The sequence below is a fragment of the Microbacterium phyllosphaerae genome, from assembly GCF_017876435.1.
GTDB lineage: Bacteria > Actinomycetota > Actinomycetes > Actinomycetales > Microbacteriaceae > Microbacterium > Microbacterium phyllosphaerae.
In genome coordinates this window covers 2,395,268-2,411,234 of the sequence record NZ_JAGIOA010000001.1, presented here as the reverse complement: position 1 = coordinate 2,411,234, position 15,967 = coordinate 2,395,268, and the positions used below count along the sequence as shown (strand labels likewise).

The 15,967-nt window shown below is 67.6% G+C and carries 16 protein-coding genes and 1 tRNA gene; 13 read left to right on the top strand and 4 right to left on the bottom strand.

Features of this window, described 5'->3' with window-relative positions:
* Positions 1-51 precede the first annotated feature (51 nt).
* From pyk to JOF42_RS11320, 3 genes are all read left to right on the top strand, one after another.
* Positions 52-1,503, top strand: coding sequence for a pyruvate kinase (gene pyk / locus JOF42_RS11330; RefSeq protein WP_210097948.1), 1,452 nt, complete (start codon positions 52-54; stop codon positions 1,501-1,503).
* Positions 1,504-1,650: 147 nt separating this feature from the next.
* Positions 1,651-2,310 carry an esterase/lipase family protein gene (locus JOF42_RS11325; protein ID WP_307803590.1) on the top strand — a complete coding sequence of 220 codons (660 nt, stop codon included), beginning with the start codon at positions 1,651-1,653 and terminating at the stop codon, positions 2,308-2,310.
* Between the two features lie 123 nt (positions 2,311-2,433).
* Positions 2,434-2,910 carry a hypothetical protein gene (locus tag JOF42_RS11320; RefSeq protein WP_210097947.1) on the top strand — a complete coding sequence of 159 codons (477 nt, stop codon included), beginning with the start codon at positions 2,434-2,436 and terminating at the stop codon, positions 2,908-2,910.
* 9 nt (positions 2,911-2,919) lie between these two features.
* On the opposite strand, the gene JOF42_RS11315 is transcribed toward JOF42_RS11320, so the two are convergent.
* Positions 2,920-3,002 (bottom strand) — tRNA-Leu (locus tag JOF42_RS11315).
* Positions 3,003-3,102: 100 nt separating this feature from the next.
* Here JOF42_RS11315 and JOF42_RS11310 point away from each other — a divergent pair.
* Positions 3,103-3,723, top strand: a complete 621-nt coding sequence (locus JOF42_RS11310; protein ID WP_042536652.1) for an ANTAR domain-containing response regulator — start codon at positions 3,103-3,105, stop codon at positions 3,721-3,723.
* A gap of 3 nt (positions 3,724-3,726) precedes the next feature.
* Entirely contained in the window at positions 3,727-4,290 is a 564-nt protein-coding gene (locus tag JOF42_RS11305) for a GNAT family N-acetyltransferase (protein ID WP_210097946.1), read from the top strand.
* Here JOF42_RS11305 and JOF42_RS11300 read toward each other — a convergent pair.
* Positions 4,265-4,693 (bottom strand): hotdog fold thioesterase, encoded by a 429-nt coding sequence (locus JOF42_RS11300; protein ID WP_210097945.1) that lies wholly within the window; start codon positions 4,691-4,693, stop codon positions 4,265-4,267. The genes JOF42_RS11305 and JOF42_RS11300 overlap by 26 nt on opposite strands.
* A 45-nt stretch (positions 4,694-4,738) precedes the next feature.
* Here JOF42_RS11300 and polA point away from each other — a divergent pair, with 45 nt between their 5' ends.
* From polA to JOF42_RS11270, 6 genes are all read left to right on the top strand, one after another.
* Positions 4,739-7,372: a DNA polymerase I gene (gene polA, locus JOF42_RS11295; protein WP_210097944.1), complete on the top strand. Its 2,634-nt coding sequence runs from the start codon at positions 4,739-4,741 to the stop codon at positions 7,370-7,372.
* Between the two features lie 61 nt (positions 7,373-7,433).
* Positions 7,434-9,110: a DUF885 domain-containing protein gene (locus JOF42_RS11290; protein ID WP_210097943.1), complete on the top strand. Its 1,677-nt coding sequence runs from the start codon at positions 7,434-7,436 to the stop codon at positions 9,108-9,110.
* Between the two features lie 53 nt (positions 9,111-9,163).
* Positions 9,164-10,198, top strand: a complete 1,035-nt coding sequence (locus JOF42_RS11285; protein WP_210097942.1) for an LLM class flavin-dependent oxidoreductase — start codon at positions 9,164-9,166, stop codon at positions 10,196-10,198.
* Between the two features lie 43 nt (positions 10,199-10,241).
* Positions 10,242-11,594, top strand: a complete 1,353-nt coding sequence (locus tag JOF42_RS11280; RefSeq protein WP_210097941.1) for an MFS transporter — start codon at positions 10,242-10,244, stop codon at positions 11,592-11,594.
* Between the two features lie 47 nt (positions 11,595-11,641).
* Positions 11,642-12,391 (top strand): SGNH/GDSL hydrolase family protein, encoded by a 750-nt coding sequence (locus JOF42_RS11275; RefSeq protein ID WP_210099176.1) that lies wholly within the window; start codon positions 11,642-11,644, stop codon positions 12,389-12,391.
* An 11-nt stretch (positions 12,392-12,402) separates the two neighbouring features.
* Entirely contained in the window at positions 12,403-13,143 is a 741-nt protein-coding gene (locus tag JOF42_RS11270) for a formylglycine-generating enzyme family protein (RefSeq protein ID WP_245341192.1), read from the top strand.
* A 17-nt stretch (positions 13,144-13,160) separates the two neighbouring features.
* Here the strand turns inward: JOF42_RS11270 and JOF42_RS11265 are convergent, their stop codons facing one another.
* A complete protein-coding gene (locus JOF42_RS11265) occupies positions 13,161-13,586 on the bottom strand; it encodes a GNAT family N-acetyltransferase (RefSeq protein WP_210097939.1) in 426 nt (141 codons plus the stop codon).
* Between the two features lie 20 nt (positions 13,587-13,606).
* Positions 13,607-14,932, bottom strand: coding sequence for an MFS transporter (locus tag JOF42_RS11260; protein WP_210097938.1), 1,326 nt, complete (start codon positions 14,930-14,932; stop codon positions 13,607-13,609).
* Between the two features lie 95 nt (positions 14,933-15,027).
* On the opposite strand from JOF42_RS11260, the gene JOF42_RS11255 reads away from it, so the two are divergent.
* A complete protein-coding gene (locus tag JOF42_RS11255) occupies positions 15,028-15,396 on the top strand; it encodes a VOC family protein (RefSeq protein WP_210097937.1) in 369 nt (122 codons plus the stop codon).
* A gap of 15 nt (positions 15,397-15,411) precedes the next feature.
* The gene (locus tag JOF42_RS11250) at positions 15,412-15,957 is read left to right on the top strand and encodes a GNAT family N-acetyltransferase (protein ID WP_210097936.1); all 546 of its coding nucleotides are present in this window, start codon (positions 15,412-15,414) and stop codon (positions 15,955-15,957) included.
* The last annotated feature ends 10 nt before the right edge of the window (positions 15,958-15,967 follow it).

Here is a 15,967-nt window from a genome sequence, read left to right as displayed (position 1 = left end):
AGCCGCGGCACCGTCGCCTGATTTCCATCCCCCACTACCCTGGAGCAATCTTTGAGACGCGCGAAAATCGTCGCCACCCTGGGACCCGCCACCTCCACGTACGAGACCGTACGTGCACTCATCGACGCCGGCGTGGACGTCGCCCGTCTGAACCTCAGCCACGGTGACTACTCCGTGCACGAGAACAACTACGCCAACGTTCGCCGGGCAGCCGACGACGCCGGCCGCGCTGTCGCCATCCTGGTCGACCTGCAGGGTCCGAAGATCCGTCTCGGCAAGTTCGAGGCCGGCCCCTACGAGCTCGCCAAGGGCGACATCTTCAAGATCACGACCGAAGACATCATCGGCAACAAGGACATCTGCGGCACGACCTTCAAGGGCCTGCCGCAGGACGTCAAGCCGGGAGACTTCCTGCTCATCGACGACGGCAAGGTCCGCGTCGAGGTCGTCGAGACCGACGGTGTCACCGTGACGACGAAGGTCATCGTCGCCGGTGCCGTCTCCAACAACAAGGGGATCAACCTCCCCGGTGTCGCCGTCAACGTCCCCGCGCTGAGCGAGAAGGACGAAGACGACCTCCGCTGGGGTCTGCGCATCGGCGCCGACCTCATCGCGCTGTCGTTCGTCCGCAACGCGGAAGACGTGAGCCGCGTGCACGAGATCATGGCTGAAGAGGGCGTCAAGGTCCCCGTCATCGCCAAGGTCGAGAAGCCGCAGGCCGTCGATTCGCTCGAGGAGATCGTCGACGCGTTCGACGCGATCATGGTCGCCCGCGGCGACCTCGGCGTCGAGCTCCCGCTCGAGGCCGTGCCGATCGTGCAGAAGCGCGCGGTCGAGCTCGCACGCCGCATGGCGAAGCCGGTCATCGTCGCGACGCAGATGCTCGAGTCGATGATCAACAGCCCCGTGCCCACGCGCGCCGAGACCTCGGACGTCGCGAACGCGGTGCTCGACGGTGCCGACGCCGTGATGCTGTCGGGCGAGACGAGCGTGGGCGACTACCCGGTGGTCGTCGTCGAGACCATGGCCCGCATCATCGAGTCGACCGAGGAGCACGGTCTCGAGCGCATCGCGCCCCTGACCACCAAGCCCCGCACGCAGGGTGGCGCGATCACTCTCGCTGCCCTCGAGGTCGCCGAGTTCGTCGAGGCGAAGTATCTCTGCGTCTTCACGCAGTCGGGCGATTCGGCGCGTCGCCTGTCGCGTCTGCGCTCGCGCATCCCGATGATCGCGTTCACCCCCGAGCCGAACATCCGCCGCCGCATGGCGCTGACCTGGGGCATCCAGTCGAAGCTCGTCGACATGGTGCAGCACACCGACCTGATGTACCTGCAGGTCGACGACTACCTGCTCTCGAGCGGCCTCGCCGTCGAGGGAGACAAGGTCGTCGTGATCTCCGGTTCCCCTCCCGGAATCGTGGGTTCGACCAACGACATCCGAGTGCACAAGGTCGGAGACGCCGTCAACGGCGCGGCTCCGATCTACAAGGAAGCCACGGTCTGACATCGAATCGCAGCGAAGGGGCGGAACGACAGTTCCGCCCCTTCGTCGTATCCAGGGCGGTGCCGCGCACGCGATCGCCTCCGGCGTATCGTCGAGCACGACGCGCATGCGTCGGCGGGAGTGGCAGGGGAGTGGATCATCGATCTCGTGAAGAAGGCGGGCTGGTGGATCGCCGATTACGCATACGCCGTCTACTGGCAGTTCCGGGCGGCGTTCGGTCGGCAGAAGGCGGATGCCTTCGCGAGCGGCGATGCTGCGCCGCTCCTCATCCTCCCGGGCGTCTACGAGACCTGGAGGTTCATGCAGCCGCTGATCACCGCGCTGCATGATCGCGGTCATCCCGTCCACGTCCTCGACGCTCTCGAACACAATCGGCGGCCGGTGCACGACGCGGCGCGGGTCGTGGAGGAGTTCCTCGAGACGAACCGGATGACCGACGTGATCGTGGTCGCGCACAGCAAGGGCGGACTGGCGGGGAAGCTCGCCATGGCCGGCGCCTCGGGCGAACGCATCCGTGCGATGCTCGCGGTCGCGACGCCGTTCGGCGGATCCCGTTACGCCCGCCTGCTGCCGGTCCGCTCGCTGTGGGCGTTCTCCCCTTCGGACCCGTCGATCGTCGAGCTGGCGACGCACCTCGAGGTGAACGAGAGGATCGTCTCGGTCTACGCCGCCTTCGACCCGCACATCCCCGAGGGCAGCGAGCTGATCGGTGCGCGCAAGAACGTGCGCATCGAGACCGGAGGACATTTCCGGATCCTCGCGGACCCTCGCGTCGTCGCCGAGGTCGCAGCGTTGTCCGAGCGATGAGCAGCGCCGGTTCGGCGCGGGTCCGCGCAAACCCTCGACTTTCGGCCATGGGGCTGTCAGGCGCAGACCTGTACTCTGGTGCAGGCGCAGACCTCCGCACGTCGACACGTCTGCCCCGCACCCATGGATGACCTGACCATCGAACCCGCCGTGGACGAGCGACCCGAGATCGCCCGACCGGTGTCCGTCGAGCCGTGCACGTCTCGCCTCGATCTCGTCGAGACGGCCTCGTCCGACTCGCTGCCGCCTCTGAAGCCGGGCAGCATCGGGGTGCGTTACCGACTGAAGCGGCGTTTCCGTACCTACGACGCGATCGCCTGTGTTCCCGCTTACCTCGCGCAGACCCGCTCAGCAGAGACGATCGCGGGGCGCGAGGGCGAACGGATCCACGGCGACCGGACGTACGAGCCGCTGCTCGTCGGCGGCATGCCCGTGGCCGCATCAGACGAGAACCTCGGCGCGATCATCAGTGCGACGGTGCCGGAGGCGGTCCTGCAGGCAGATCACCCCGCGACGGCAGAACGTGAACTCCATGCGGCCATGGCGCCCGCGCTCGATCGCTATCTGCTGATCGACGGAGAGGTGTGGATCAGCATCTGATCCCTGTTGTGCCGGCGGTGGGACTCGAACCCACACGCCCTCTCGGACAAAGCATTTTGAGTGCTCCGCGTCTGCCATTCCGCCACGCCGGCTCGTGTGTCGCGTCTTCGACTTTATCGCAGAGGATCGGTGATCACGGCCACTCGCCGCGCCATCGGGGTCCTCAGAGGTCGTCTCCACTAGGATGGATCTGTGACCGAGCAAGAACAGGCAGCTGAGCAGCCCACGTCATCCGCACCCCGACGCGTCGTCGTCGCCGAGGACGAGTCGCTGATCCGTCTCGACATCGTCGAGATCCTCCGCGACAACGGCTTCGATGTGGTGGGTGAGGCCGGAGACGGTGAGACCGCGGTCGCACTGGCGACCGAGCTGCGTCCCGACCTCGTCATCATGGACGTCAAGATGCCGCAGCTCGATGGCATCAGCGCGGCCGAGAAGCTGCACAAGGGCAACATCGCTCCCGTCGTCCTCCTCACGGCCTTCAGCCAGAAGGAGCTCGTGGAGCGTGCGAGCGAGGCCGGCGCGCTGGCCTACGTCGTCAAGCCGTTCACCCCGAACGACCTGCTGCCGGCGATCGAGATCGCGCTGGCTCGCCACGAGCAGATCATCACGCTCGAGGCCGAGGTCGCCGACATGGTCGAGCGCTTCGAGACCCGCAAGCTCGTCGACCGCGCCAAGGGGCTGCTGAACGAGAAGATGGGCCTCTCCGAGCCCGAGGCCTTCCGCTGGATCCAGAAGGCGTCGATGGATCGTCGCCTCACGATGCAGGACGTCGCCAAGGCGATCATCGAGCAGCTCGCGCCGAAGAAGTAGTCTTTGCTGCCGCTCGACGCGGAGCATGTTCTGCGGCCTGTCCGCGCCGGTGACGGCGTTGCGCTTGCGAAGGCGTATTCAGCGAACCGCGAGCACCTCGCGCCGTGGGAGCCTCTCAGGCCGGAGGACTTCTTCACCACCGCCTGGCAGGAGGACGATGCGCGGCGGTGCGTGGATGATGCCGCTGCCGGCCGCAGCATCCGGTTCGTCATCGAATCGACCGACGGCGAGATCCGCGGCCGAGTCAACCTGAACAACATCGTCCGCGGCGCGTTCCGCAGCGCCGACCTCGGTTACTGGGTCGATGCGACGCAGCTGCGTCGAGGTCTGGCTTCGCGAGGAGTGGCCGAGGTCGCCGCCTACGCGCGCGACGAGCTGCGGTTGCATCGGATCCAGGCGGCGACGCTGCTGCACAACCTCGCGTCACAGCGGGTGCTCGTCGGCACCGGCTTCGAACGCATCGGTCTCGCGCCGCGATATCTGCGGATCGCGGGGGAGTGGCAGGACCACCTGCTGTTCCAGCTCCTGCTGGAAGAGCCGCTCAGCGTGCCGCGGGAGCATCCTTGATCATGTTGGTGATCCGGATCGTCGAGCACCGTCGGCCCTGATCGTCGGAGACGACGATCTCATGGACCGTGATGCTGCGTCCGAGATGCACGGGCGTGCAGACACCCGTCACGACGCCCGACGTCGCGGAGCGCGTGTGTGTCGCGTTGATGTCCACCCCGACCGCGAGCCGGCCGGGGCCTGCGTGGAGGTTCGCCGCCATCGAGCCGAGCGACTCGCCGAGGACCACATAGGCGCCGCCGTGCATGAGGCCGACCGGCTGCGTGTTGCCCTCGACGGGAAGCGTCGCGACGCAACGCTCAGTGGTGAACTCGAGGAATTCCATGCCCATCTTCTGGGCGAGTGCGCCCATCCCGCGGGCTGTCGCCCAGTCGAGTCCTGCACTCGTCGCGGTCTCGGTCATGGATCCTCCTCAGCGGGTGTCTGTCGTCCTCGTTAGGCTGACAGGGTGACGGACTCCGCAAAGCCTACCCTCATGGTCATCGACGGCCATTCGCTCGCCTATCGTGCCTTCTTCGCCCTTCCGGTCGAGAATTTCACGACCAAGGACAACCAGCACACGAACGCCATCTACGGCTTCCTGTCGATGCTGGTGAACCTCATCAAGGCAGAGCAGCCCACGCACATGGCGATCGCATTCGACACCTCTCGTCATTCGTTCCGCACTGACCAGTACCCCGAGTACAAGGCGACTCGGTCGGAGTCACCCCAGGAGTTCCGCGGCCAGATCCCGCTGCTGCAGGACTGCCTCGCCGCGATGTCGATCCCGGTGCTGATGAAGGAGGGCGTCGAGGCCGACGACATCCTCGCCACCCTGTCGACTCAAGGGGCCGAGAAGGGATACGACGTCCTCGTGGTCTCCGGAGACCGCGACACGATTCAGCTCGTCACCGACGATGTGACCCTGCTGTACCCGTCGGTTCAGGGTGTCTCACAGCTCAAGCGCTACGACCCGGTGACCGTGCAGGAGCGCTATGGCGTGCGCCCGGAACAGTACCCCGACATCGCCGCGCTGGTCGGCGAGACCAGCGACAACCTGCCCGGCGTTCCCAAGGTCGGTGAGAAGACGGCCGTGAAGTGGCTGACGCAGTTCGGCTCGCTCGACGATCTCCTCGAACGAGCGGATGAGATCAAGGGCGTGGTCGGAGGAAACCTCCGCGACCACATCGAGGACGTGCGGCGGAACCGTCGACTCAACCGGCTGCTGACGGATGTCGAGCTGCCCGTCGCTCCCGACGATCTCGCGGTCGCGCCGATCGATGCGCAGGCCGTCCGTGACATCTTCGCCCGCCTCGAGTTCCGCACGCTGCTGCCCCGCGTCTTCGATGCGGTCGGAGCCGGAGAGGTCGCCGAGGACCCGGCCACAGCGGTCGTCCTGCCCGAGCCCGTCCAGGTCGGCGCATCGGATTTCGTCACGTGGGCGGAGTCGCAGACGGGTGATGTCGCAGTACGGCTCCTCGTCCAGGGCGGAGCACCCACCCGTGTGGGCGCGGCGACCGAGAAGGAACTCCGCGAACTCGACTGGACCGACGACGTCGCCGCGGCACTGCGCCCGTGGCTCGAGTCGACGAGCCCCAAGGTGATCCACGACGCGAAGCCGCAGGTGAAGGCGTTGCTGCGGCAGGGTGTCCGCGTCAACGGGCTCGCCTACGACACGAGCCTCGCCGGGTGGCTGTTGCGCCCGAGCTTCCCCGACAAGACGCTCGGTGACCTCGTCGAGCGCTACCTCGGCGAGAAGCTCCCCGAGGCTGATCCCTCGCAGCTGGTTCCCGAGACGGAGGGCGCCACACCCTCGCAGGAGGCCTGGTTCGCCCTGCGTGTCGCGAATGCCCTGCGAGAAGACATCCCCGAGTCGGTCGCGAAGGTCCTCACGGACATCGAGCTGCCCACGCTCATCACGCTCGCCGACATGGAGGTCGCCGGCGTCGCGGTGTCGCACGAGGTCCTCTCGACCTTCTCCGGCGAACTCGCAACCCGCGCCGAAGGCCTCGCCCAGGAGGCCTTCGGCATCGTGGGGCGCGAGTTCAACCTCGGTTCCCCGAAGCAGCTGCAGGAGGTGCTCTTCGACGATCTCCAGCTCCCGAAGACGCGCAAGACCAAGACGGGGTACTCGACGGATGCCGCTGTGCTGGCCGACCTGCAGGATTCGCACCCGCACCCCTTCCTCGGCCTGCTCCTGCAGCACCGCGAGGCCACGAAGCTGCGCCAGATCATCGAATCGCTCGACACGGCGATCGGTGCCGACGCTCGTGTCCACACGACGTACGTGCAGACGGGCAGCCAGACCGGTCGCCTGTCGAGCACCGACCCGAACCTGCAGAACATCCCTGTCCGCACCGAGGAGTCGCGCCGCATCCGCAGCGCGTTCCAGGTCGGGGAGGGCTACGAAGCCCTCCTCACCGCCGACTACTCGCAGATCGAGATGCGCATCATGGCGCATCTCTCCGGAGACGAGGGCCTCATCGAGGCGTTCAACAGCGGCGAGGATCTGCACCGGTTCGTCGGCGCGCGCGTCTTCGGGGTCGAGCCGAGCGATGTGACCTCCGCGATGCGCACGAAGGTCAAGGCGATGTCGTACGGGCTCGTCTACGGACTCTCGGCATTCGGCCTGTCGAAGCAGTTGCGCATCGAGCAGTCCGAGGCGAAGCAGTTGATGGTCGAGTACTTCGCCCGGTTCGGTGCGGTGCGCGACTATCTCCGTGCGTCGGTGCTGAAGGCCAAGGAGGTCGGCTACACCGAGACGATCTTCGGGCGCCGCCGACCGTTCCCCGATCTCGCCAGCCCGAACCGCGTGCTGCGTGAGAACGCCGAGCGGGCGGCGCTCAACGCACCGATCCAGGGAAGTGCCGCGGACATCATGAAGATCGCGCTGCTGCACATCCACGAAGATCTGCGCACCAAGGGCCTCACCTCGCGCGCCCTCCTGCAGATCCACGATGAACTCGTGGTCGAGGTGGCCCCGGGCGAATGGGACGCGACCGAGCGGATCGTCCGGACCCGAATGGGCGATGCGGCGGATCTCACCGTGCCCCTCGACGTGCAGGTGGGCCGAGGTCACGACTGGAACGAGGCCGCGCACTGATCGTCGACGACGCGCACCACACCGATATCCTGCGCGGAGGGGGCGGGGCTACGCTGGAGGGATGACCTCTTCTCCCCGCACCCCGTCTGCCATCGACAAAGTCGCCGATGAGTGGGTCGACACCATCGCGGTGCTCGCCCCGACACTCGGCACCTACATCGGTCGCGACGAGGTCAACGACCGGTTCGGCGACTTGAGCCCGGCTGGGCATGACGAGATCGCGTCGGCCACGCGTGCCACGCTTGCGAAGCTCGCCGCCCTCGAGCCGGTCGATGCAATCGACGAGGTGACCAAGACCGATCTGTCTGCAGAGCTCAGCCTCGATCTCGAGCTGCACGACGCGAAGTGGCACCTGCGCGACCTCAACGTGATCGCCTCGGCCGCACAGGACGTGCGCTCGGCGTTCGATCTCATGCCGACGGCGACCGCGGATGACTGGTCGGTCATCGCGACTCGCCTCGCCGCGGTACCGGACGCGCTCCGGGGCTACACCGAGACCCTTCGGGCCGGCATCGCCGAGGGCGTCACGCCTGCGCGCCGTCAGGTCGTCGAGGTCGCCACGCAGATCGATCGCTACACGGCGGACGACGGCTTCTTCGCGGCATTCGTCGCCGATGCCGCGCCCGCGGAGGGCAACCTCCCGGCATCCCTCGCTCGCACCCTGGCCGACAACTCCGCGGCCGCCCGCGTGGCCTACGACGAGCTGCGCAGCTTCCTCGCGGAGGAGCTTGCTCCCGCCGCAACCGAGGTCGATGCCGTAGGACGCGAGCTCTACGCTCTGAACTCCCGTCGCTTCCTCGGAGCGACCATCGATCTCGACGAGACGTACGAGTGGGGTCGCGAGGAGCTCGCCCGCATGGTCGCAGAGCAGACGGCGATCGCGAACGAGATCCTCCCCGGATCCTCGGTCGAGGAGGCCGTGGCGCACCTCGAGGCCGATCCCGCGCGCAAGCTCGTGGGCACCGAGGCGCTGCAGCACTGGATGCAGGAGACGAGTGACCGCGCGGTCGCCGAACTCGGCGCCACGCACTTCGACATCCCCGAGGCGATCCGCACCCTCGAGTGCATGATCGCGCCCACCCAGGAGGGTGGCATCTACTACACGGGGCCGACCGATGACTTCTCGCGCCCTGGACGCATGTGGTGGTCTGTTCCCGAGGGTGTGACCGAGTTCGACACCTGGCGCGAGCTGACGACCGTGTACCACGAGGGTGTTCCCGGGCATCATCTGCAGATCGCACAGGCGGTGTACAACCGTGCCGAGCTGAACTCGTGGCGGCGACTGCTCGCCGGCACGTCCGGTCATGCCGAGGGCTGGGCGCTCTACGCCGAACGGCTCATGCAGCAGCTCGGATACCTCGACGACCCGGCCGATCGGCTCGGCATGCTCGACGGGCAGCGGATGCGCGCGGCGCGCGTCGTACTCGACATCGGCGTGCACCTCGGCAAGCCCCGCCTCGACGGCGACGGCACGTGGGACGCCGACTACGCCCTCGACTTCATGCGCAAGAACGTGAACATGTCGGACCAGTTCGTGCAGTTCGAGGTCAACCGCTACCTGGGCTGGCCGGGGCAGGCGCCGTCGTACAAGGTCGGCCAGCGCATCTGGGAGCAGGTGCGTGACGCATACCAGGCGGAGCGCGGAGCAGATTTCGACGTCAAGGAGTTCCACAAGCGAGCTCTCGATATGGGCGGCGTCGGCCTCGACACGCTTCGGACCGCTCTTCTCGCACGATGAGGGAATGAGTCCAGCGCGCACCGTGTTCATTCAGTTGAATAGAAAGGGCTGACATGAGCATCGAGTTCGGGCTGGACACCTTCGGCGACATCACGAGGGGCGCCGACGGCGAGCTCCTCTCAGGAGCGCAGACGATCCGCAACATCGTCGAGCAGGCGGAGCGGGCCGACAGCGTCGGCGTCGACTTCTTCGGAGTGGGGGAGCATCACCGCACCGAGTTCGCCGTCTCGGCCCCCGAGATGGTGCTCGCGACCATCGCCGGAAGGACGAAGGACATCCGCCTCGGTACGGCGGTGACCGTGCTGTCGTCGGACGACCCGGTGCGTGTCTTCGAGCGCTTCTCGACTCTGGATGCGCTCTCGAACGGACGGGCAGAGGTCGTGCTCGGCCGTGGCTCTTTCATCGAGTCGTTCCCGCTGTTCGGTTACGACCTCCGCGACTACGACGCGCTCTTCGAGCAGAAGCTCGAGCTGTTCGTCGAACTGCTCAAGGAGGAGCCCGTGACGTGGTCCGGCTCCATGCGCGCCTCTCTCGAGAACGCGAACGTCTTCCCGAAGACCGCGAACGGTCTGCGCACGTGGGTGGGCGTGGGCGGCAGCCCCGAGTCGGTCGTGCGCGTGGCGCGACACGGACTCGGACTGATGCTCGCGATCATCGGAGGACCAGCCGGGCGGTTCCGGCAGTTCGTCGACCTCTACCACCGGTCGGTGGCGTCGTTCGGCACGACCTCGCATCCGATCGCCGTCCACTCACCCGGACACATCGCCGACACCGACGACGAGGCGTGGGAGGCCGCGTACTCGGGCTTCGAGGCGATGAACAACACGATCGGACGCGAGCGCGGGTGGCCTCCGTACAGCCGTGCTCGATTCCAGAACGACATCGGCCCCGCCGGCGCGCTGTACGTCGGTTCGCCCGATCGCGTCGCCGCGAAGATCGCCGACACGGTCACGACGCTGGGACTCGGACGATTCGACATGAAGTACGCCACGGGCACCCTGTCGCACGAGGCGATGATGCGCAGCGTCGAGCTGTACGGTTCCGAGGTCATCCCGCGCGTGCGCAAGCTGCTCGCCGACCGCGATTGAGCCACAGGCTCGGCGGCGCGGTGTGCGCCCCTACGATGTAGGAATGGCCAACACCGCGCTGCCGAGCCGCGCATCGATCGCCGGGCGTCTCGACGACCTTCCGTTCACGCGTCGCCATCTGCGCCTGCTCACCGGCTCCGGAGTCGGCTGGGCGCTGGATGCGATGGATGTCGGACTCATCTCGTTCATCCTCGCGGCGCTCACCCAGCAGTGGGGCCTCACGAAGACGGATGCCGGCTGGATCGCATCCGTCGGATTCATCGGCATGGCTCTCGGCGCGACGCTCGGCGGCCTTCTCGCCGACCGCCTCGGGCGACGCCAGGTCTTCGCACTCACGCTCCTCATCTACGGCATCGCCACGGGGGCGAGCGCACTCGTCGGCGGACTCGCCGCGCTTCTCGTCCTTCGGTTCCTCGTCGGGCTCGGGCTCGGCGCCGAGCTCCCTGTCGCCTCGACATACGTGAGCGAGTTCGCGCCGGCGCGTATCCGGGGGCGCCTCATCGTCATTCTCGAGGCGTTCTGGGCGCTGGGATGGACGGCCGCAGCGCTCATCGGCTTCTTCGTGATCCCCGCATCCGACGACGGCTGGCGTTGGGCCTTCGCGCTCGGCGCGATCCCCGCCGTCTACGCGCTGATCGTGCGCTGGGGCCTGCCGGAGTCACCGCGCTGGCTCGCCTCGCGGGGACGCATCGCCGAGGCCGATCGGATCGTGTCGACGTTCGAAGCGGATGCCGGTGTCGAGCCGGGCCCGGCGATCAGGCGCGAGCCGGTCTCTCGTGCGATCGCCGTCACCACCAGGGCGCGTCTCACGACCCTCTGGAATGCCGAGTTCCGCGTCCGCACGCTGTGCCTGTGGATCGTCTGGCTCTGCGTGAACTTCGCCTACTACGGTGCGTTCATCTGGATCCCCAGCATCCTCGTCGATGCGGGTTTCGATCTCGTCCGCTCGTTCGGGTTCACCCTCATCATCACCCTCGCTCAACTGCCGGGATACGCGGTGGCCGCCTGGTTGATCGAGGTCTGGGGGCGCCGGACCACTCTGTCGGTGTTCCTGATCGGGTCCGCCGTCTCGGCGGTGTTCTTCGGCACGTCCACGACGGAAGCCGCGATCATCGCCTCCGGCATGGCGCTCTCGTTCTTCAACCTCGGCGCGTGGGGCGCACTGTACGCCGTCACCCCCGAGATCTATCCGACGTCGCTCCGGGGGACCGGTTCCGGATGGGCCGCGGGTGTCGGGAGGATCGCCTCGATCGTGGCTCCTCTCGCCGTACCCGTGATCCTGGTCGCCGGGGGAGCGCCCGTGCTCTTCGCCGTGTTCGGAGCGTGCTTCGTGGCGGCGGCCGCTGCGGCGTGGGGCCTGGTCGATCGACGGGGAGTCGCGCTCGACGACCGCTGACGCGGCCACATGTCCGTGGGCGGGAATAGGCTGTCGTGGTGACAGACGTGCGCTATGTGGCCATCGGCGATTCCTTCACCGAGGGAGTGGGTGATGTGCTGCCGGACGGACGCGAGCGGGGCTGGGCCGACCTGGTCGCCCAGGGGTGGGCCGATGCCGCCGGGCACTCGATCAGCTATGCGAATCTCGCGATCCGCGGCAAGCTGGCCTGGCCCATCGTCGAGCAGCAGCTCGAGCCGGCGCTGGCGCTGCGCCCGACCCATCTCTCCTTCAACGGCGGCGGCAACGACATGCTCCGCCCGAGGACCGATCTCGAACACATCGCCGATGCGTTCAGTCGAGTGCTTCGACGGTGCGACGAAGAGGGCGTCACGCTGATCCTGCTGTCGGGCGCGAACCCCAGCGGGCAGTTGCCGATGGGTTCGCTCGTGCAGCGCCGCGGCGACCAGCTCTCCGATGCCGTCCTTCGCAGGGTCGAGGGGCGCGACGACGTGGTGCGCGCGCTCAACTGGCCCGATCGTGAGCTCGCCGATGCGAAGTACTGGTCAGAGGATCGGCTGCACATGAACGCCGCGGGACACCACCGGGTCGCCGCCCGGGTGCTTCAGGGCCTCGGCTTCGAGCCACCGTCGTCGTGGTGGTCGCCGACCGCACTCACGGCGGGTGGCCCGGCCGGCCTCGCCTACTACCGGGAGTTCGTCGGCCCCTGGGTGAGGCGGCGCGTCACACGTACGTCCTCCGGGGACGGACGCACGGCGAAGTATGCGGACTGGGTAGAGAGAGCACCCCAGGCGTGACCGACATCGAGATGCGCCGCATTCCGGGCGGCTCGGTGACTCTGCACGATGCGCGGCGCAAGGTCGAGCGCACCGTGGTCGTGGAGGACTTCGAGATCGGTGTGTTCCCGATCACGGAGGAGCAGCTCGCCGAGGTGCTGCCGATCCCCTCGACGCACCCACGCAGACCGGCTGCGGATCTGAGCTGGCTGCGCGCGGTCCACTTCTGCAACGCCGCGTCCGAGTGGGAGGGACTCGATCCGGTCTATCGGTTCGACGGAGAATACGTCACCTGGGACGCCACCGGCGACGGCTATCGGCTCCCGACAGAGGCCGAATGGGAGTACGCGTGCCGCGCCGGCTCGACCGGACCGCACTATGCGCCGCTCACCGATGCGGCATGGACCAGCGCAGACGGAGTGTCGACGCCGCAGGACGTCGGAGGCAAACTGCCCAATCTCCACGGCCTGTTCGACACGCTCGGCAACGTCTGGGAGTGGTGCTGGGACCTCCTCGATCCCGCCCGGTACGACGACTACCGCGTGTTCCGCGGGGGCGGTTTCGCCGACGACTCCTGGAGCGTCCGGGCCTCGGTCCGACGAGGGGGCGCACCACGGATGCACCACGAGGACGTCGGACTGCGCGTGGCGCGCGGCGCCTTCGACACGCCAGGCGAGGCGCAGGGGTGGTCGGACCGTGCCGACCGCGAACGGGCCGCGTTCGACGGCCCGGTGCCGTTCGGCTGGACGCCGCTGCGACGCCCCGGGCGCTGAACCGCTCGATCGGACGGTCAGTCCCTTGGCATCTGCTTGATCATGTAGCGGTTCGGCCCCGGCGATTCCGCGAAACCGTACTTCGCGTACAGGCCGTCCGCGGTGCTCGTGGCGAGCACGATCCGCTTCACCGTCGACCCGTCCTGGAGATCCTGGATGACTCCTTCGACGATCATCCGCCCGATCCCCTTGCCACGAGCGGATTCATCGACGAACACATCGCACAGCCACGCGAAGGTCACCCCGTCGGTGACGACGCGGGCGTACGCGACCTGCCGGCCATCGGCATCGCGCACCGAGTAGTTCCTCGACTCGTCCATCGCGGCGTCCTGGGTCTCTCGACTCCTGCCCTGCGCCCAGTAGGACTCGACGCTGAGCCAGTGGTGCACCAGGTCCCGGTCGATCAGGGACGGGTCGTTCGAGAACGTGAAGGCGGAGGACATGCGCCTCATCCTAGAAGCTGTCAGCGCCGCTTCTCGGGATCCAGGCCCATCCGGATGCGGGTGCGCTTGCGTTCGATCACGATGAACACGACGCCCAGGATCCAAAGGGGGATCGGCATCAGGAACGCGATCCGGAACGCCTCGAACGAGTAGGTCTCCGGTGTTCCGGCGCCTTGGACGTCGAGCGCGAGGCCGATCAGCCAGATCGCGATGAGGGCGGCGATGAAGCCGCCGGCATTGGTCACTCCGGTCGCCGTGCTCAGGCGATGCGACGGATTGTGAGTGCGGGCATGGTCGAAGGCGATCATGCTGGCCGGACCACCCGTGGCGAGGGCCACCGCGAGCACATAGAGAAGCCAGATCGGCGCGGGTTCCGGCATGGCGATGACGGCGACCCACGCGACGAACTGCACACCGACCGCAGGGAGGACGAGCGCCACCGAGCGCTGATTGGGCAGCCGTCTCGAGAGGTCTCCGATGATCGGCCCCAAGGCCATTCCGGCGACCACGTAGACGGAGATGATCCCGGCCGCATGAGCGGTGTCGAGGCCCTGGGCTGCGGTGAGGAACGGCATTCCCCAGAGCAGGATGAAGGCCGTACCCGCGAACGGCGTCGTGAAGTGCGACCAGAAGGCGAGCCGTGTGCCGGGGTGCGCCCACGCCGCGCGGATGCCGACGCCCGTGTCGATCGCCGAGGTGACGACGCGGATCACGCCCGTGTCGGTGTCGACGGAGACGTCGGCGCCGCGTGCGGCGGGGTGGTTGCGGATGAGGAGCGCGACGAGGATCGTGAACAGCACGCCGAGCCCGGCGATGCTGCCGAACGTGATCGTCCAGGTCGTCGCGTGCAGGAGCGCGGCCAGGGGGACGAGGGCGATGAGCTGGCCGCCCTGGCCGATGATGCCGGTGAACTGCACCATGATCGGCCCTCGCTGCGCGGGGAACCACGTGGCGACGAGACGCAGTACTGCGGGGAAGATCGCCGCATCGCCCGCCCCGAGCAGAATGCGCGCGAAGACTGCGATCCCGATGCTGGGGGAGAGCGCCATGGTGAGCTGCCCGGCCGCCATGAGCAGCATGCCGACCGTCATGATCGGGCGGGACCCGAAGCGGTCGAGCAGGATGCCGATCGGGATCTGCATGCCGCCGTAGACGGCGAGCTGCACCACGGCGAAGAGCGCGAGCGTGGACGCATCTGCCTGGAATCGATCGGCGGCCTCGACTCCGACCGCGCCCAAGGAGGTGCGGTTCGTGATCGCGAGAACGTAGGCCGCGACGCCCACGCCCCAGATGAGCCAGGCCCTCCACCCCGGGTCGGTCACGGGGGAGCGGGGAACCTGTTGCACCCTTCAACGCTACTCCTGGTGCGCGGCCTCCTCGGTCGCGCGCCGCACCGGAGAGTCCCCTTCCGGATGTCGGATGCTCTCGCTACCGTGGCCGCATGACTCCCGCACCCGTTCACCACTCCCTCAACTACGTCGAGCTCGTCGTCAATGACCTCGAGACCGCGAAGCGGTTCTATGGCGACACTTTCGGCTGGGTGTTCGTCGACTACGGTCCTGCCTACGCGGGCATCGCCTCGCCGACAGGCGACGGGTCAGAGGTGGGCGGTCTGTTGCTCTCCGACCAGGCGCGTCCCGCGGGAGGTCCTCTCGTGCTCCTGTACTCCGATGACCTCGATGCCACGCACACCGCCATCACCGAGGCCGGCGGCGCCGTCACCCAGGGCCCCTACGAGTTCCCCGGCGGTCGTCGACTGCATTTCGTGGACCCGAGCGGCAACGAGCTGGGCGTCTGGGCAGCCCAGTGAGAGCAGAATAGAGGTGTGACCTCGCCCCATCTGCACTCGTCGTCTGACGAACTCCGGCTGTCGATCCGCGTCCGGCAATCGCGGTGGGACGAGGCCGATACGACTGCGGTGAGTGCGCTCGTCCGCACCTATCTCCTGCAGACGGAATCGGAGAAGCACGAGTACGGTCGAGCCGAGCCGCCTGCGTCGATCATGGCGCTGCCGCCACGATACGAGCGGGAGGTGGCCGATCCGCGCGCCTCCTACGCCGACTGCACCACGCTGCTCGCCATGATCGAGCAGCGGCCCGTCGGGGTCGTGATCATCCGGATCGACGGAGGAGAGGCCGAGATCAAGCGTCTCTGGGCGGATCCGGATCTTCGCGGGCGAGGACTCGGATCCGCACTGTTGGATGCGGCGTTGGCGCTGACCGCCGGGCGCGTGCGCCTGTCCGTCTGGGACTGGCGGGCTCCGGCGATCGGGCTCTATGAATCCCGCGGGTTCGAACGGGTCGCATCCTGGGATGACCGCGAAGGACTCGTCTGTATGGTGAGACCTGACCAAACTTTGCCCTTGCGCTAACCTTCCGCGT